Annotated in this window: 20 protein-coding genes and 1 pseudogene; 4 read left to right on the top strand and 17 right to left on the bottom strand. The window is 69.6% G+C overall.

Annotated elements, in window-relative coordinates; translation table 11 throughout:
• Positions 1-95: 95 nt before the first annotated feature.
• The 12 genes and pseudogenes from Y694_RS03485 to Y694_RS03430 all read right to left on the bottom strand — a co-directional run bounded on the left by Y694_RS03485 (position 96) and on the right by Y694_RS03430 (position 9,087).
• Positions 96-449, bottom strand: coding sequence for an FKBP-type peptidyl-prolyl cis-trans isomerase (locus tag Y694_RS03485; protein ID WP_011829805.1), 354 nt, complete (start codon positions 447-449; stop codon positions 96-98).
• A 46-nt stretch (positions 450-495) separates the two neighbouring features.
• Entirely contained in the window at positions 496-1,179 is a 684-nt protein-coding gene (locus Y694_RS03480; RefSeq protein ID WP_036229940.1) for a DUF1345 domain-containing protein, read from the bottom strand.
• Between the two features lie 65 nt (positions 1,180-1,244).
• The gene (locus Y694_RS03475; RefSeq protein WP_011829803.1) at positions 1,245-1,772 is read right to left on the bottom strand and encodes a hypothetical protein; all 528 of its coding nucleotides are present in this window, start codon (positions 1,770-1,772) and stop codon (positions 1,245-1,247) included.
• Positions 1,773-1,837: 65 nt separating this feature from the next.
• The gene (locus Y694_RS03470) at positions 1,838-3,499 is read right to left on the bottom strand and encodes an L-lactate permease (protein WP_011829802.1); all 1,662 of its coding nucleotides are present in this window, start codon (positions 3,497-3,499) and stop codon (positions 1,838-1,840) included.
• Between the two features lie 152 nt (positions 3,500-3,651).
• Entirely contained in the window at positions 3,652-4,044 is a 393-nt protein-coding gene (locus Y694_RS03465; protein ID WP_036229878.1) for a PPC domain-containing DNA-binding protein, read from the bottom strand.
• A 7-nt stretch (positions 4,045-4,051) separates the two neighbouring features.
• Positions 4,052-4,627: a hypothetical protein gene (locus Y694_RS22370; protein ID WP_011829800.1), complete on the bottom strand. Its 576-nt coding sequence runs from the start codon at positions 4,625-4,627 to the stop codon at positions 4,052-4,054.
• A gap of 319 nt (positions 4,628-4,946) precedes the next feature.
• Entirely contained in the window at positions 4,947-5,219 is a 273-nt protein-coding gene (locus Y694_RS03455; protein ID WP_011829799.1) for a GNAT family N-acetyltransferase, read from the bottom strand.
• 67 nt (positions 5,220-5,286) lie between these two features.
• Complete coding sequence (locus Y694_RS03450) at positions 5,287-5,853, bottom strand: chromate transporter (RefSeq protein ID WP_049820805.1); 567 nt, start codon at positions 5,851-5,853, stop codon at positions 5,287-5,289.
• Positions 5,817-6,405: pseudogene (locus tag Y694_RS03445) on the bottom strand (chromate transporter). The gene Y694_RS03450 and the pseudogene Y694_RS03445 overlap by 37 nt, the downstream one beginning before the upstream one ends.
• Before the next feature lie 29 nt (positions 6,406-6,434).
• Entirely contained in the window at positions 6,435-7,751 is a 1,317-nt protein-coding gene (locus Y694_RS03440; RefSeq protein WP_011829796.1) for an Hsp70 family protein, read from the bottom strand.
• A gap of 102 nt (positions 7,752-7,853) precedes the next feature.
• Positions 7,854-8,063: a cold-shock protein gene (locus tag Y694_RS03435; protein WP_011829795.1), complete on the bottom strand. Its 210-nt coding sequence runs from the start codon at positions 8,061-8,063 to the stop codon at positions 7,854-7,856.
• Positions 8,064-8,328: 265 nt separating this feature from the next.
• Entirely contained in the window at positions 8,329-9,087 is a 759-nt protein-coding gene (locus Y694_RS03430; RefSeq protein ID WP_409072461.1) for a Crp/Fnr family transcriptional regulator, read from the bottom strand.
• Between the two features lie 106 nt (positions 9,088-9,193).
• Between Y694_RS03430 and Y694_RS03425 the strand changes: the two genes are divergently transcribed.
• Positions 9,194-9,592: a BLUF domain-containing protein gene (locus Y694_RS03425; protein WP_036229875.1), complete on the top strand. Its 399-nt coding sequence runs from the start codon at positions 9,194-9,196 to the stop codon at positions 9,590-9,592.
• A gap of 1 nt (position 9,593) precedes the next feature.
• Here the strand turns inward: Y694_RS03425 and mnmH are convergent, their stop codons facing one another.
• Complete coding sequence (gene mnmH / locus Y694_RS03420) at positions 9,594-10,637, bottom strand: tRNA 2-selenouridine(34) synthase MnmH (RefSeq protein WP_036229872.1); 1,044 nt, start codon at positions 10,635-10,637, stop codon at positions 9,594-9,596.
• A 39-nt stretch (positions 10,638-10,676) separates the two neighbouring features.
• On the opposite strand from mnmH, the gene selD reads away from it, so the two are divergent.
• The 3 genes from selD to Y694_RS03405 all read left to right on the top strand — a co-directional run bounded on the left by selD (position 10,677) and on the right by Y694_RS03405 (position 12,435).
• A complete protein-coding gene (gene selD / locus Y694_RS03415; protein ID WP_036229869.1) occupies positions 10,677-11,717 on the top strand; it encodes a selenide, water dikinase SelD in 1,041 nt (346 codons plus the stop codon).
• On the top strand, positions 11,714-11,965 hold the full coding sequence (locus Y694_RS03410; RefSeq protein ID WP_011829790.1) for an RNA-binding S4 domain-containing protein: 252 nt from the start codon (positions 11,714-11,716) through the stop codon (positions 11,963-11,965). The genes selD and Y694_RS03410 overlap by 4 nt, the downstream gene beginning before the upstream one ends.
• A 164-nt stretch (positions 11,966-12,129) precedes the next feature.
• Positions 12,130-12,435 carry a high-potential iron-sulfur protein gene (locus Y694_RS03405; RefSeq protein ID WP_011829789.1) on the top strand — a complete coding sequence of 102 codons (306 nt, stop codon included), beginning with the start codon at positions 12,130-12,132 and terminating at the stop codon, positions 12,433-12,435.
• A gap of 26 nt (positions 12,436-12,461) precedes the next feature.
• On the opposite strand, the gene Y694_RS03400 is transcribed toward Y694_RS03405, so the two are convergent.
• From Y694_RS03400 to Y694_RS03385, 4 genes are all read right to left on the bottom strand, one after another.
• Positions 12,462-13,124: an RluA family pseudouridine synthase gene (locus tag Y694_RS03400; RefSeq protein WP_231497520.1), complete on the bottom strand. Its 663-nt coding sequence runs from the start codon at positions 13,122-13,124 to the stop codon at positions 12,462-12,464.
• 14 nt (positions 13,125-13,138) lie between these two features.
• On the bottom strand, positions 13,139-13,957 hold the full coding sequence (locus tag Y694_RS03395; protein ID WP_036229866.1) for a phosphate/phosphite/phosphonate ABC transporter substrate-binding protein: 819 nt from the start codon (positions 13,955-13,957) through the stop codon (positions 13,139-13,141).
• Positions 13,958-14,109: 152 nt separating this feature from the next.
• On the bottom strand, positions 14,110-16,134 hold the full coding sequence (locus Y694_RS03390; protein ID WP_036229864.1) for a prolyl oligopeptidase family serine peptidase: 2,025 nt from the start codon (positions 16,132-16,134) through the stop codon (positions 14,110-14,112).
• A 102-nt stretch (positions 16,135-16,236) separates the two neighbouring features.
• A partial coding sequence (locus Y694_RS03385) for a Tim44 domain-containing protein (protein ID WP_231497519.1) occupies positions 16,237-16,713 on the bottom strand: 477 nt, incomplete at its 5' end.

Here is a 16,713-nt window from a genome sequence, read left to right as displayed (position 1 = left end):
GGGACACATCCGCTGGGGACGGTCCGCGGCACGGTGATTTCGGTAGCGCATTGCCGGACTTGAGTCCCCCGGGGGCACTGCCCCGGGGCGACGGCTCAGCCGATGACGGCGAGCAACTCGACCTCGAACAGCAACGTCGCGTTCGGCGGAATCACACCGCCGGCGCCGCGTGCGCCGTAGCCGAGCGCCGGAGGAATCACCAGGCGCCGCGTACCGCCGACCTGCATGCCGGCCACGCCTTCGTCCCAGCCGCGGATCACCATGCCGCCGCCGAGCGGGAACTCGAACGGATCGCCGCGATCCTTGCTGGAATCGAACTTCCGCCCGGCGCTGCCGTCGTTGTAGAGCCAGCCGGTGTAGTGCACACGGACGTTCTTGCCGACGGTGGCGGTCGGGCCGTTGCCGATCAGTGGGTCTTCGTACTTCAGGCCCGAGGGAGTGGTGTTCATGATCGCTTCCTTTGAAAACAGGGTCGCAGCATAGCCGCAAGGGCCGCTACTGGAACAGTGCGGCCAGTGTGTTGACGGCCAGCGCCAGGATGAGGAGGTTGAAGCCGAAGGACAGCAGGCTGTGCCACAGCACCAGGCGACGCATCGCCCGCGTGTGCACCGTCACGTCGGAGACCTGCGAGGTCATGCCGATCACGAACGAGAAGTACAGGTAGTCCAGGTAGTCGGGCTCGGGCGTGCCCGGGAAGTCGAGCGCGGCCCGGCCCTTCGACGCGGGGCGTGCCTCGAGATCGCGGTGGGCGTAGTGAAAGGCGAAGCGCACGTGGATCAGCAGCCACGACAGCGCGATCGCCACCACCGCCAGCAGGCCGTGCGGCCAGCGTTCGCCGGCCGGTAGATCCCGGCTGGTCAGCAGCAGCGCACCGATCGCGGTGATGCTGGCCGCACAGCCGAGCAGCACGACCACCAGCATCGCGGTGCTGCTCTGGTCGTTGCGAGCCACCTCGTCGGGCCGTGGGATGTCGCCGTGCAGGCCCAGCGTCAGCCCCGACAACAACAGGGAGAGGAGGGCGAAGCCGCACCAGCCGACCAGCAGGGACTCCACCCACGGCAAGTCCGCGATCCGGCACGCGGTTGCGACCCCGCCGCCCAGCGTGGCCGAGACCAGCAGACGGCTGCTGGCGGACCAGGTGCGGAGCCGTGCGCGCCAGGCAGGTTCGGGAATCTCCATGACCGGCATGCTAGGGCCTGCGGGGCTGCCCGACGAGTCGGCTCTGGGGCGCGGCGGCCTTCAGCTCAACGCCGGCGCAGCGATGCGGGCCGAAGTCGGCGCAGTGCCAGCTGCAGCATGCGGGCGTCGGTGCTGGCGCGGTGGCGCTGCTGTCCGGACTCGGCGATGACCTGGCGCTTCAGGGCATCGAAGCGTCGGGCCTGGTCTTCGTCGAGCAGGCTCAGCAGGTGTTCCAGTCGGAAGCTCGGCGTCAGCTCGGCGGCGTCGTACAGGCGTGCCAGCCAGGGGTAGTCGTGTGCCCAGCCGTCGCAGTAGGCGACGCGGCCGTTCAGGCGCTGGTTCAACAAGCCGGCGACCTCGGCTGCGCTGCGGCCGTGTCGCTGCGCGAGCTCGCGCGGGATGTGATGCAGGGCCTGGGCCTGCGGATCCCAGTGCAGCCAGTCCGGCTCGGGCCGGATCAGCGAGCACCAGGCGCGGCCGTCGGGCAGCACGAAGCCGACTTCGATCGGGTAGCTGCCGCGGCCGAAGCCCGACGCTTCGATGTCGAGGATCGTCGGCGCCGCAGGCTCGAACGGACGGGGTGGGGTCAGCACGCGTGCGCCGCATGCAAGTCGCGAGCCGGGTCACGGTCTGCTCCGGCCGCGTCTGCGGCGGCACGTCACTTCACGACCATCAGCGTGAACGGGTACACGTAGGCCTGCAGCGTCACCAGGATCCCGACCAGGCTCGCGAGCGCGATGGAATGGAAGAACACGTAGCGCAGGATGTCGCCTTCGTGATCGAACCAGCGTGTCGCGGTCGAGGCGACGACGATGGACTGCGCGTCGATCATCTTGCCCATCACGCCGCCGGAGCTGTTGGCCGCACCCATCAGGTTCGGGCTCAGGCCCAGCTGCTCGGCCGCGACCTTCTGCATGCCGCCGAACAGCACGTTCGAGGCAGTGTCCGAACCGGTCAGCGCCACACCCAGCCAGCCCATCAGCGTGCCGAAGAACGGATAGAACACGCCGGTCGACGCGAAGGCCAGACCCAGCGTGGTGTCGAGACCGGAGTAGCGGGTGAGCGTGCCGAGCGCGAGCATCAGCACGATGGTGAGCAACGAGTACTTCACCAGCCAGATCGTCCGGCCGTAGGCCTGGACCAGGGCCGGGATGCCATAGCCCATCACGAGGCCGCCCACGACAGCGGCCAGCAGGATGCCCGAGCCGGTCGCCGACAGCAGGCCCAACACGTACTCCGCCGATTCGGCGGTCGGCTTGGGCACCACCGGCGGCATCTTCTCGATCAGCTTGTGCAGGCCCTCGATCGGGAACTTGGGAGCGAAGATGCCGTTCAGCCAGGTTTTGGTGGCTGGCAGACCCCAGACGAACACGAAGGCCGTCAGGATGACCCAGGGCGTCCACGCCTTCACGACGTCCGCTCGCGCATGGCGGGTCGGTGCGGTGGCGGCGCGCGCTTCGCCGCCGTCCTTTTCGTGACCCTTCAGCGACACCGAGGTCCAGATCTCGGACGGCTGCCAGACGCGCAGGAACAACACCAGCGCGGTCATCGAGCAGATCGCGGCGATCACGTCGACCAGCTCCGGGCCCATGTAGTTGGACACCAGGAACTGCGGCACCGCGAAGCTCACGCCGGTGACGAGCACCGCCGGCCAGATCTGCTTCATGCCGCGCCAGCCGGCGAAGGCCCAGATCAGCCAGAACGGCACCAGCAGCGAGAAGAACGGCAGCTGTCGGCCGATCATCGCCGACACCGCCAGCACGTCGTAACCGTGCACCTTGGCCAGCGTGATGACCGGCGTGCCGAGCGCGCCGTAGGCCACCGGCGCGGTGTTCGCAATCAGTGACAGGCCGGAGGCCGCGAGCGGAGAGAAGCCCAGGCCGATCAGGATCGCGGCGGTCACCGCGACCGGCGTGCCGAAGCCCGCGGCGCCCTCGAAGAAGGCGCCGAACGCGAACGCGATCAGCAGCAACTGCAGGCGGCGGTCCTCGGTGATGCCGGCGATCGAGTCCTGCAGCACCTTGAAGCTGCCGTTCTGCTCGGTCAGCTGGTGCAGGAAGATGATGTTCAGCACGATCCATCCGATCGGCAGCAGGCCGGTCAGCCCCCCGAGCAGCGCCGCACGACCGGCCATGCCGGCCGGCATGCCGAAGGCGAGGATCGCGATCGCCAGCGCGCTGGCCAGGCCGGCCGCCGCGGCGATGTGGGCCTTGAGGTGCAGAAAGCCGAGGCCGATCAGCATCACTGCCACCGGCACGGCGGCCAGCAGCGTCGAGACGAGCATGCTGTCGAAAGGGTTGTAGACCTGCTGCCAAACCATCGCGAACTCCAATCAGTCACCGCACCGGACGCGGAAGGCCCGTGGCGTTGTCACGGGCTGCGGCGAGAAGATCGCAGGTCTGGAGGTCGCCGAGCTGAAGGCAGGCTGAATGGTGCGCTGTCGCCAAGGCGACAGCGCAATGCAGGACGGTTTCAGCGCGGCGTGATGCGCAGCTCTGGATAGCCGGTGCGGGCGTCCGCCATGCGTTCGAAGCGCAGGTCTTCGAGCACCTCGACCAGCAGCTCGACCGTCGTGCGCACCTCGCAGCCGGGCGCTACATGGCCGCCGAGCACGCGGCCCTGGGCGTCGGCGATGCTCATGTGCAGGTGGGCGCCCGCGGGCGACAGCGAGCCGCACAGGCTCAGGATCTCGACCGGTGCCTCCAGTTGCAGCGGCTCGGTCGCTTCGGCCAACCGCAGCGCGGTGATGCGCAGGCTGCCGATGCCGGCGATCACGAAGGCGGCCGGCCAGCCGCGCTCGACTGTCAGCGCCTCGAGACGGCGCCGCAGGTCGTCGCCGGGCTCGAGCCGCAACGCGGTGCGCATGGGCGGGTCAGCGTGCGGGCAACGGCCGCACCGCGAGCGCGCACAGGTTGCGCACGTGGCGCGGCCCGGGTCGCTGATCGGCGAGCGAGCGCAGCGCCAGCGGACCGGCGGTGACGTCGAGCGCGCGACCGTCCTGCGAGCCGATCACGTAGACCTGCTCGCCGAGCGCGCTGTTGTAGAGCTCGCCCCAGGAAAACACCGCGCGGTAGCCGTCGGTGGCCGTGGCCTCGACCACCCAGGTGCGCGTGTCGCGACGGCCGGCCTCGTCGAAGCCGGCAAGCGTGAGCACGTCGCGCAGCAGCCAGCCGCCGTAGCTCAGGATCTGCTCGTCGCGAGCGCCTTCGCGCTCGACCGCGCGGCGAAGGCTGACCTGGCGCGGCGGCAGCGACTCGAGGTCGCTGCGCTTGAGGTCGCGAGCGCGGCCGTCGGCCACCTGGGCCGTCAGCAGCACCTCGGCGTCGCGTGGCGCCGTGTCGCTGGGGCAGGGTTGCGCGTAAGCGCCGGCGTGGGCGGCGATCGCGGCAGCAAGCAGGGCGTCACGCGGGCACATCGTGCGGCTCCGGTCGAAGGGCTTCGTGGCCATGCTAACGCCCGCTCCGGCGCGTCGCCCCCAAAGGAAAAGCCCCTGCCGCGGGGCAGGGGCTTCGTTGTTGGTGCTCCTGTTGGTGGGTCCCCCGCAGGGGGCCCGGGGCCCGGAAGCTCGACCCTTTGTCCGGTGGCCGCGGAGAGTCGACGGGGCGTTGCCCTCCATCGCCATCGAACGGTTCTGATTGTCGGCAGGGAAGATGACAGGCATATGCCGTGATTGGGGGATGCGACCCCCTCATTCCGGTCAGAAGTCGCGTCGAGTTGCCGAATGCCGGGCCCGCTTTTCGTGGTGCGGTGCAGCACGAGCGAAGCGCTCAGGCATGCAGGTCCTGCGTCTCCGGATGGCGCCGCATGTAGCTCGCGACGTAGGAGCACGACGGCTCCACCTTGAGCCCCTGCGCTCGTGCATGCGCCAGGGCTTCCTGCACCAGCGCGGCGGCCACGCCGCGGCCGCGCAGCGCGGTCGGCACGAAGGTGTGGTGCAGGGTCATCACGTGGCCGCGCAGGGCGTAGTCGGCGACCGAGAGCAGGCCGTCGACGCTCGCTTCGAAGCGCGTGGCGGCCGGGTTGTGAAGGACAGTGATCATGAGGCAACGGCAGGGCGGGGAGTGCGGACAGTGTGCACGCGGCGCGTCGTCCGTGCGGGCCGGGCGGTCAGATCCAGCCCAGCAGGCCGAGCAGCGCGCCGGCCGCGATCATCCACAGCAGGTGCAGCCGCGTGCGCCAGACCAGCAGCGCGGCGACGGCGGTCGCCAGCAGGGAACGCCACTCGCTCGGCGGTGCGGCCAGCAGCCAGCCGGTGGCGGCGATCAGCGCCAGCGTGATCGGCGCCATGCCGACCTTGAAGGCGCGCACCGAGCGCCAATCCTGCCGCGTGTGCCCCCAGCGGTTGACCAGCAGCGCCAGCGTGACCGAGGGCAGCATGATGCCCAGCAGGGTGGCCGCCGCGCCCAGCAACCCGGCCGCCTGGTAGCCGAGCAGCGCCACGAACAGCACGTTCGGGCCCGGCGCCGCCTGGGCTATCGCGATCGACGACGTGAATTGCGGATCGCTCAGCAACTGCTGTTCGACGACCATCCAGCGGTGCATGTCCGGCGCCACCGTGATGGCGCCGCCGATCGACAGCAGCGACAGCAGCAGGAAGTGGCCGAACAGCGCCAACAGCGCCGAGCCTTCGGGCAGCGTCACGACGGCGTCTCCGAGGTCCGCAGCCGCCGCCATGCCAGCGCGCAGGCCAGCAGGCCCAGCGCCGGCAGCACCCAGACCAGCGGCCAGCGCAGCAGCGCCACGGCCACGAAGCAGGCGGTGGCCAACGCCGCCAGCGTTGGCAGGCCGAGCGGGCTGCTGCGCAGCGGTGCGGCCAGCTTCAGGCTGTCCCGATGATCATGCCTGCCGCGATGGCCCCCATGCCGCGCAGGGCACCGGCCACCAGGGATGGGTGGCGAATTGCGCATAGAGCATCGTGGCCGCCAGCACGATCAGCAGCGGCACCGCCATCATCCCGGCCAGCGCGGCGAAAGCGCCACGCGTGCCGAAGTAGCGGTCCCCCACCATCAGCGAGAGGTTGCAGACGTTCGGCCCGGGCAGCACCTGCGCGAGCGCGAGGGCCTCGAGGAACTCACCCTTGCTCAGCCAGCGCTTGTCGTCGCACAGCACGCGCTGAGCCACCGCCAGCACACCACCGAAGCCCTGGAGCGCGAGGCCGGTGAAGGCGGTGAAGAGTTCGGTGCAGGAGGCGGGCCGGGCCAGGGGGGACGGGTCGTCGGAATGCATGCGGGCGATGTTAGTGGTGGCGTGGAACCTCAGCGGGCCACGGCGAACCGGCGTTGCGCGTGCAGGCCCAGCCCGGTGGCGACGCTGGCGAGCCGGTCGCCGCGCACTGCGCGTGCGGCCGGGAAGCTCGCGGCCAGGCGCTTGGTCAGCAGCCGCAGGCCGGTGGACCCGCCGGTGAAGTAGAGCGCGTCCACCGATGCCGCCGTCAACCCGGCCTGCACCACGGTCTGCCGCGCGGCCTCGACGATGCGCTCCACATCGCCGTCGATCGCCTCGGCCGCCTGCGGCGCGCTGAGCGGGACCCTCAGCGCACGTTCGACCAGGTCCAGGTCGATCTGCGTGTCGGCACCGTCGGCGACCGCGATCTTCGCCGCCTCGGCACGCGCCAGCAGCTCGTGCCCGAGCCGTTCGCTCACCGTGCGCAGCAGGCGCCGGTGGTGGCGCGGGTCGGCGTAGAAGGCCGCCATGTTCTTGAGTTCGGCCACGCGTCCCGGCTGGTAGACGGTGTTGATCAGGTGCCAGGTCGCGAGGTCGAAGTACACCGCGCTCGGCACCTCGCGCGGCGGTTGGTCGCCTCGTGCGGGGCCCGAGGCGCCGTAGCCGAGCTCGCGCAGGATGCCGGTGAGCTCGATGCGCCGGTCGAAGTCGGTGCCGGCGATGTGCACCCCGTGGCTGGCGAGGATGTCGTCCTTGCGATCGGTCCGGTCGCGGCGGTCGGGGCCGACGCGCACGACCGAGAAGTCCGAGGTGCCGCCGCCGATGTCGGCCACCAGCACGCATTGCTCGCGCGTCGCCTGCTGCTCGAAGTCGAAGGCGGCCGCGATCGGCTCGTACTGGAACACCACGTCGCGCAAACCTACCGCGCGCGCTGCGGCTTCAAGCGAAGCCTGCGCCTGCGCATCGCGCGTCGCGTCGCCGTCTACGAAGAACACCGGCCGCCCCAGAACAGCCTGCGTGATCGGCGCGCCGAGGGCGGTTTCGGCGGCATGTCGCAGGTGGCGCAGGTAACCGGTGATGACGTCGAGGAACTTCACCGCATGACCGCCTCCGACATCGGTAGTCTGCTCGACCAGGCTGGAGCCGAGGATGCTCTTCATCGAGCGCATCAGGCGGCCTTCGTAGCCGTCCACGTAGGCCGCGATCGCGGCCCGGCCGAAGGCGCGCGGTGGCTCGGCACCGGGTGCGAGCGGCTCGTGCTCGGCGAAATAGAACACCGCCGTCGGCATGGTGGACTCGCCGGCCTCCAGTTCGACCAGGCGGCTGCTGCCGTGGTCGGCGGGAATGGCGATGGCTGAGTTCGAGGTGCCGAAATCGATCGCGCAGTAGGAAAGGGTCGGTCCGGGCATGGTGGCGTCTGGCGAGGGGGCGCGATTCTAGGATGCAGACGCGGGCGGACAACAAAAAACGCGGCCGAAGCCGCGTCTTGAGTGGAGCACCGAACTCGCTGATTACAGCGGGCGGATGTTCGCAGCTTGCGGGCCCTTCTGGCCTTGCTTCACTTCGAACTCGACGCGCTGGTTTTCCTGCAGCGTCTTGAAGCCGTTGCCCTGGATGTCGCGGAAGTGCGCGAAGACGTCGGCGCCACCGCCGTCCTGGGCGATGAATCCAAAGCCCTTGGCTTCGTTGAACCACTTCACGGTGCCGGTTTGCACGCTCATATACGTTCCTGTCGATCAAAAAGTACGGCACGGCAACATGCCGTGCTCATGCAGAGACACTCAAGAAACGTTACCTGGGGGAGACAAACCAGACAGTCGACGAGAACCATCGACCGGATTGAGCAAACACCTAAGAACCGCGATCTTGTGTATATCTACGAAGGTGAGTGTAGCTGATCGTTTCCCATGTGGGCGAAGGAGCCTCGATCCGTTTCACCGATGCCACACCCGTGAACCCTGCGCCGACGACCGGCATGGCCCGCGGTCAGATCAGAGGGATCGTTCGCATCGGCCGTTCTGCATAGTCGGCCAGGCGCTGCAGGGCGTGGCGGTTCAGCAGTCGCAGCCGGCCGTCGGCGATCTCGTGCAGGCCGAGCCTGTGCAGGCGGCGCAGTGTCTTGTTGGTGTGAACCAGCGACAGGCCCAGCGCATCGGCGATGTGCTGCTGCGTGACCGGAAAGGCCACGGCGGCCCCCTCGACGAGGCCCACCCGCTCGGCGCGCCGGTACAGATGGATCAACAGCATCGCGATCCGCTCGGCCGCGCTGCGCTGGCCCACCGACAGCAGCGTCTCGTCGGTCAGGTTCTCCTCGCGCGCAGCCAGCCAGGTCAGGTCGTAGCCGAGGCTCGGGAACTCGCGGTACAGAGACCACAACTCGGCTTTCGGGAAGCGGCACAACTGCAGTTCGGTCAGGGCCTCGGCGCCGTGTGGAGCCCCGTCGGCGAACTGCTCCTGCAAGCCGATGAAGTCACCGGGCAGCAGGAAATTGAGGATCTGGCGGCGCCCGTCGCTGAGGGTCTTGAAGCGGAAGGCCCAGCCCGAGAACACCGTGTAGAGCCACTCGCTCGTCGCATGCTCGGCCAGCACGTCCTGTCCGGCGGCGAAAGCCGCGCTGCCATGGCGGAAGCTCTGGATATAAGCCAATTCCTTCGCGCTGACCGGAGAGAACGCCGGCAGAGCCCGCAGCGGGCACTGGGCGCAGGCGGCCGGCGGCGGGCGGGTGGCGATCGGCGTGATGGGCAAGGGCGGCAAGGGAACTCCGGCGAGTGTCAATTGACATTGTGAAGGCTGATGGTGTGTTCTATCGTGCTGCGCGCCTCACTTCCACCTGAACCGGAATCTCTCCTCCATGACGACACTGTCGCAGTTCTTGTATCTCAGTCAGGTCCGCGGCGACAAGCCCTTCGAAACGATCGCCGTGGTGGTGGCCGAGGCGCGGCAGCTGAATGCCGAACAGTCGATCACCGGTGTGCTGGTGTTCGACGGGGCCCAGGTCTGCCAGTACGTGGAGGGCGAGGTGGGCACGATCGATGCGCTGATCGAGCGCCTGATGGTCGACCCGCGTCATGAGCAACTGAAGGTGCTGCACCACGCTACGCTGCAGGGTGAACGGCGGTTCGCGCGTTGGCGCCTGGGCTACCTGATGCTCGACGATGGCCGGGATCTGACGCGTTTCGACGCGCTGAGTGGAGAGGGCGCGATCGCGTCCTTTCTCGAGCAACTGCCGCTGGTCGATCTGGAGCCCTGAGTCAGCCGGCGGCGATGCGCCGCGCGAGCGCTTCAATGCCGGCCTCGGAGAGATCGTCCGTCCCGACGCGCCGCCCTCCGCTCAGCTTCTCGAAGTGGCGGCCTTGCGAGCGGGCGTAGAGCGGGTCGTAGTGCTGTGTCATCAGTGCCGCGAACAGCGGCGGCAGATTGCGCTCCATCGCCCAGTCCTGCCACTGCGCCAGCGTCTCGTTGGCGAGCATGCCCTTGAGCAGGCCGAGCTTGTCGGCAAGGCGTTGCGGGTCGTCGCCGAGCCAGGCGTAGTCGCGCAGCAGGTAGGCCAGGCGGGCGTCGGGCGTAGCATCGATCTGCACCACCGGGCTGACGCGCAGGCGTTCCAGCAGGGCGTCGGGCAGGCTGATGCGGCCGATTCTGCGGCTCTCGGCCTCGACCCAGATCGTGCGCGTCAGGTCGAAGCCCTTCATTGCCGCCGCGAGCTGCGTCTCGAAGGCCTTCTGCGACGGCTGCTCCATGCCGGGCAGTGCGCCGAGCACCGAGCCGCGGTGTGCGGCCAGCGCCTCGAGGTCGAGCACCTGCTCGCCCAGCGCACCCAGCGCCTGCAGCACACGTGTCTTGGCGCTGCCGGTCGGCCCGCACAGCACGCGCAGCGGCAAGCTCGGCGCCAGCGCCGCGATGCGCGCGATGACATGCGCGCGCCAGGCCTTGTAGCCGCCCTGCAGTTGCTGGGCATCCCAGCCCACCAAGCGCATCCAGGTCACGAAGCTGCCGCTGCGCATGCCGCCGCGCCAGCAGTAGAGCAGCGGTCGCCAGCCCTTCGGCCGGTCGTGGAAAGCCGTGTCCAGATGCCGTGCGATGTTGCGTGCGACCATCGCGCCGCCGAGCTTGCGTGCCTCGAAGGCCGACACCTGCACGTACAGCGTGCCGACGACGCGGCGCTCCTCGTCGTCGAGAACCGGGCAGTTGATCGCGCCCGGGATGTGGTCGAGCGCGAACTCGGCCGGCGAGCGCACGTCGATCACGGTGTCGAAGCCGGCGAGGTCGTCGACGGTGGTCGGGCAGTGGCTCACCGTCGGGCCGCCCGATTCGGTTTGATCGACACTTGCATCATGGAATCCATCCGACTCACATCCTTTTCCCACGGTGGCGGCTGCGGCTGCAAGATCGCGCCCGGGGTGCTGGCCGACATCCTGTCGCGTGCCCCGGCCGGGCTGATCCCACCCGACCTGCTGGTCGGCACCGAGACAGCCGACGACGCGGCGGTCTACCGACTCAACGAGCACCAGGCGCTGGTGGCCACCACCGATTTCTTCACGCCGATTGTCGACGAGCCCTACGACTTCGGCCGCATCGCGGCCACCAACGCGATCTCCGACGTCTATGCGATGGGCGGCACGCCGATCCTGGCCCTGGCCCTGGTCGGCATGCCGCTGAACAAGCTGCCGCCCGCGGTGATCGGCCGCATCCTGGAGGGCGGCGCGAGCGTGTGCCGCGAGGCCGGCATCCCGATCGCCGGCGGACACTCGATCGACGTGCTCGAGCCGATCTACGGCCTGGTCGCGCTGGGCCTGGTGCACCCCGAGCGCGTGCGCCGCAATGCCGACGCCCGGCCGGGCGACGTGCTGGTGCTCGGCAAGCCGCTCGGCGTGGGAGTGCTGTCGGCGGCGTTGAAGAAGGGCCGCCTCGACGCGGCCGGCTATGCCGAGATGCTGCGCCTCACCACGCAGCTCAATCGCGTGGGCAGCGAACTCGGTGCGCTGGACGGCGTGCACGCGATGACCGACGTGACCGGCTTCGGCCTCGCGGGCCACCTGCTGGAGGTGTGCCGTGGCTCCGGACTGGCCGCCGAAGTCGACCTGGCGAGCGTGCCGTGGATCGACATCGCGCGAGGCTTCGCGCAGGAAGGCATTGTCACCGGCGCCTCGGCACGCAACTGGGCCGGCTACGGCGACCACGTCGATCTCGGCCCGCAGGTCGAGCCCTGGCAGCGTGCGCTGCTTAGCGATCCGCAGACGAGCGGCGGGTTGCTGGTGTCGTGTGCGCCGGGCGCCGTTGACGCGGTGCTGGCCGCGTTCTGGCGCGCCGGCTTCGCGGCGGCCGCATCCATCGGTCGGCTGCAGTCCGGCGCCGCGCGCGTGCGGTTCGCATGAGCGGGCGCAAGCTGCAGCAGCTCGACTTCGCACTGCGCGGCGAGTTCATCACGCTCGACGCGCTGCTCAAGGCGACGGGACTGGCCGACAGCGGCGGCGCCGCCAAGCAACTGATCCAGTCCGGCCAGGTCCAGGTCGACGGCCGCGAGGAACTGCGGCGCGGCGCCAAGCTGCGGGCCGGTCAGGTGGTCGCCGTGAGCGGCGCGCGCGTGCGGCTGCTGGCCGCGGAAGGCGCGGGAAGCGCTTGATCGTGTCGGGCTCGGGAACGCGATCGATTCTCGGTTCGGCTGCGCGCGCAGGGCTTTGCACTCGCGTCGCCGAGATGTCAGCCTTGGCTGCCTAGCATGCAGCGTCGATCGGATGCCCGCGCATCCGGCGATCCGTGCAACCCGACCCTCAGCAGGAGACGACGATGACAGCCAGACGCCAGTTCATCCAGTGGATACCCGCAGCCGGCCTGGCCGCCTGGGCAGGACGCCATGCGCAAGCGCAGACCAAGGTCAGCGAGAAGGATCCGCAGGCCGTGGCGCTGGGCTATGTGGAAGACGCGACGAAGGCCGACAAGGCCAAGTTCAAGACCTACGCCGCCGGGCAAAAATGCGGCAACTGCCAGTTGTTCCAGGGCAAGGCGGGCGACGCCGCCGGCAACTGCCCGCTGTTCGCCGGCAAGCAGGTGGCCGCAGCAGGGTGGTGCAGCGCCTACGCGAAGAAGGCCTGAGCGGTCCGCTCCTGGCGGCGCCTCGGTCAGAACGGCGGCGGCGACTCGAAGGCGAGCGCCGGCCGGCCGGGCATCGGGTGCGCGAAGGCCAGGGCGCTGGCGTGCAGCAGCAGGCGCGGTGATCGGGCCATCATCGACGGCGGTGCGTACAGCGCGTCGCCGAGGATGGCGTGGCCGATGGCCATCAGGTGCACGCGCAACTGGTGCGTGCGGCCGGTTTCGGGCGTGAGCTCGAGGCGGGTCGAATCGCCGCTCGTGTCGTAGGACAGCACCTGCCAGTGCGTGCGCGCGGGTTTGCCGCGCGCGTGATCGACCTGTTGGCGCGGCCGGTTCGGCCAGTCGGCGCCGAGCGGCAGGTCGATGCGGCCCGCGGCCGGCTCGACATGGCCTGCGACCACGGCGACGTAGCGCTTCTCGACTTCACGCTGCTCGAACGCCCGGCTCAGGCGTCGCTGCATCTCGACGCCCAGCGCGAACACCATCAGCCCGGAGGTGGCCTCGTCGAGCCGATGCACCACGCGGGCGTCCGGCCAGGCGCGCTGCACCCGGGCCGCCAGGCAATCCTGCTTCAGCGGGCCGCGTCCGGGCACGGCCAGCAAGCCGGGTGGCTTGTCGACGACCAGCAGGGCCTCGTCGCGGTAGAGCGCCGGCGGTGCGGGCCCCACCAACGGGTCGTCGGCTGGCGTCACCTCCGTGGCTCGGGTCAGAGACCCAGCCAGTTGCCGATGGCGAGCATCGCGGCTTCGTCGTAGGTGGCGAAGCCCTGGTACTTGGTCGGTTCGAGCTTCTTGCGGCCGTCCTCGCTGCCATCGAGCGACAGCAGGTAATCGCGCACGATGCCGACCTGCTCCGCACTGAGCGAGGGGCTCGCGATCACGTGCTTGATCGGCACCGGCTTGGACTTGAACAGCACCTTGCCGCCCTTGGCTTGCCAGGCCTTGATGACCGATGACGCTGCGGTCGCACCGACGTGGGTGAGATTGTTCTCGACGAAGAAGGGCACCGCGTCCTGGTAGCGGGTGTAGGTGAAGGCCACGCCCTTGGGATCGCCGATCGCGTCGCGCAGCGAGGCTCGCACCATCCACGAGGTGATCGAGTCTTCGTCGGGTGCGCCGAGGCGCAGGCCCTTGATGTCGGCCAGCGACTTCAGCGGCGAGTCGGCCTTGACGAGGAAGTTGGCGCTGTACTGTTCGTAGCCCTTGGTCACGACCACCAGCTTGTAGCCCGACTGCTTGATGGCGACGATCGACAGGTGGGCCGGGTGCACCATCGCCAGGTCGTAGGCCTTCTCGGCCAGGCGCTTGCGCAGCGTCGGGTAGTCGCCCACGGGCTCGATGGTCACCGGCTGCTTCAGCAGCTTGCCCAGGTCGGCCGCGATAGCGGCGTACTTGGCGGCGATCTGCTCGTTCGGCACGCGGTAGGTCACGCCTTCGTTGACCGCGAACACCAGGCCAGCCTGGGCCCAGGGCGCGGCCAGCAGCAGACAGGCGGCCAGGAAGCGGCGCATTCTCGTGGGTCCCATTCTTTCTCCTCCGGTCGGACGGCAACAGCGAGACCGACGGTGGACCAGCTTGCCACCGGATCAGTGCGCGCACTGGCCCGGATTAGAGCGCACGCCGGCCGCGTTCCGACCCCGCCGGGGCCCGCGGCGTCGCTGAATCCGGTGAAGTCGTGTCAGTCTTGGCGCCCGGCCGACTTCAGCAGCGTCTCCTGCATGAAGAGCAGCATCGCGTAGAACTGGTAGTCGGCGTTCTCCTTGCGGCGAAAGCCGTGCCCCTCGTTCTCGGCGAGCAGGTACCAGACCGGCGTTCCGGTCTGCCGGACGCGTTCGACGATCTGTTCGGCCTCGGTCCACGGCACCCTCGGGTCATTGCGACCCTGGATCACGAACAGCGGCTTGCGGATCTTCTGTGCGTTGTTCAGCGGCGAGATGCGTTCGAGGAAGTCGCGCATCGCCGGATCGCGCTCGTCGCCGTATTCCACGCGGCGCAGGTCGCGCCGATAGCTCTCGGTGTTGTTCAGGAAGCTCACGAAGCTGGAGATGCCGACGATGTCGATCGCACCGGCGATGCGGTCGGCGAAGTGCACGCTCGCGGCCAGGCTCATGTAGCCGCCGTAGCTGCCGCCGACCACCAGCACGCGGCCCGCGTCGAGGTCCGGCTTCGTGGCGATCCAGTCGAGCAGCGTGCCGAGGTCCCTGACGGCGTCCTCGCGCTTCATGCCGTTGTCGAGCGCGAGGAAGGTCTTGCCATAGCCCGAGGAACCGCGCACGTTGGGCTCGACGATGGCGACGCCGAGCTCGTTGACAAGGTAGCTCCAGCGGCCCAGGAAGCCCATCGTCGCTTGCGCTTCGGGGCCGCCGTGCACCAGCACCACGACCGGCCGCTTGCCGGTGAAGCGCGCCGGCGGCGGACTGAGCACGGCCGACATGCTCAGGCCGTCGAAGCTGGTCCAGCGCACGATGCGCTGGTCGGGGAAGCTGGTGGTGTCCAGGCCCGGCGGCACGTGGGGCCGTGTCCACGGCTGCACCGTGCCGAGGTCGACGTCGAGCGCCAACAGGCGGCCCGGCCCCTGGGCGCTGTCGATCGCCACCGCGAGCCGGTGGGTGCGCGGCTGGAAGCGCACCGCATTCACGCCGCCGGCCGGCAGCGCGGGGAGCGCTCGTTCGCGCAGCGTGCGGGTGTCGACGACGCGCAGTTCCTCGCGACCGTCGACGTTCATCTTCAGCGCCGCCAGCGCGCCGTCGTCGCTGAGTTGGGCCGCGCCGACGTCCCAGGGAATCGCCGCCGTGAGCCGCGTCAGCGCGCGGCTCGCGAAGTCGTAGCGCATCAGCTCGCGGAACTCGCCGGCGCGGTCGCTCAGCACGTAGAGCGAGGCGCCGTCCGGCGAGTAGCCGACCGGGAAGTGCGTGGCCTGCAAGGGTTCGCCGACGGCCGGCAGCAACTGCGTCGGCGTGCCGTCGGCGAGGTCGATCAGCCAGACCTGCGAATCGGTCGCCGAGCGGTAGCGCGTGATCGCCAACTGCTTGTCGTCACGCGAGATCTCGCCACCGAACCAGCCGGTGCCGGGCAGCTCGGCGATGCGGCGGCGCGACGACGGCTGCAGGGGATCGACCAGCCACAGCGTGGTGGTGGGCGTTGCGCGGCTGCCGCCCTCGGCGGTGCGGTCCAGCGGTACCGCGGTGTAAAGCAACTGCGCGCTCTGGTGCAGCCAGCCGATGGCGTCGTGGCGCTGGTCGGGATCGGTCAGCAGCGTGGGTTGGCGCTTGCCGGCATCGAGCCGATACAGCTGCTCGGCCTCGTTGCCGCCGGGGCTGCGCGAGAACACGAGGTAGCGGCCCAGCACTGGCTCGTAGCTCGCCTCGGTCACCGGGTCGGCGAAGTCGGTCAGCGCGACCGGGGCCGCCAACGGGCCGGGCACACGGAACAGCTGCGCGGTGTTGGCGCCGGCCGGGCGGTGCGAGACCAGCATCTCGTCGCGTGCCGGATGCCAGTCGGCGAGGGCATGGCCGCGAAAATCCGTGTAACGCTCGACCTGCTGCACCAGCGACACCGGGATGGCCGGGATGCCCTGCACGACGAGGTTCTCGTTCGGCAGCAGCGTGCCGGCGGCCGGCGAGCGCGCCGCAGGCGTGCCGCAGGCCTGCAGCATCAGCAGGCCGGCGAGCAGCGAGGTGGCGAGGAGGATCGTGCGGGGCATGGCAGCAGTGCAGGGGATTCTTCGGGTTCCAGAACGGGACAAGGGGCCGCAGCCCCTTGTCGACACCCTGGAGCGTAGCCGCAGCCACGCACCTCGACGCGATCAGTGCCGCTGCTCGATACCGGCGATGGCCCAGGGACGGCTGTCGTCGTCCGGCTTCACGAGGTGCCAGACCTCGTCGAAATCGGTGGCGGCGGCGTCGCTCAGTTCGCGCACCAGGCCGTGGAAGCGCACGCTGACCACTTGCCGGCCGTCCTCACGGGCCAGGTCCAGAACCTCGGCGTCGATCTTGAGCACGTCGGTCTGCTGCGAGGTCTCGCCGCGCTCCTGCAGGTCCAGGCGCAAAGAGGCGAACAGCTCGGGCGTCGTGAAAGCGCGCAGGTCGTTCAGATCGGCCGTGTCGTTGGCTGCCTGGAGGCGGATGAAGATCTGCTTGGCGAGGCGTTCGAAGCCGGCGGCGTCGAAATCAGCGGCAATGCTCCGCCCGTGGACACCATGGCGACCGGGGGCGCTGCCGCGACGGGCGGGGGCTCCACGCGGCGCTGCAGTGGCTCGGCCGGCGCGGGCCAGGCAGGCTGC

The organism is Methylibium sp. T29-B (assembly GCF_000576225.1).
Lineage (GTDB): Bacteria > Pseudomonadota > Gammaproteobacteria > Burkholderiales > Burkholderiaceae_C > Methylibium > Methylibium petroleiphilum.
This window is presented reverse-complemented; position numbering and strand designations above follow the sequence as displayed.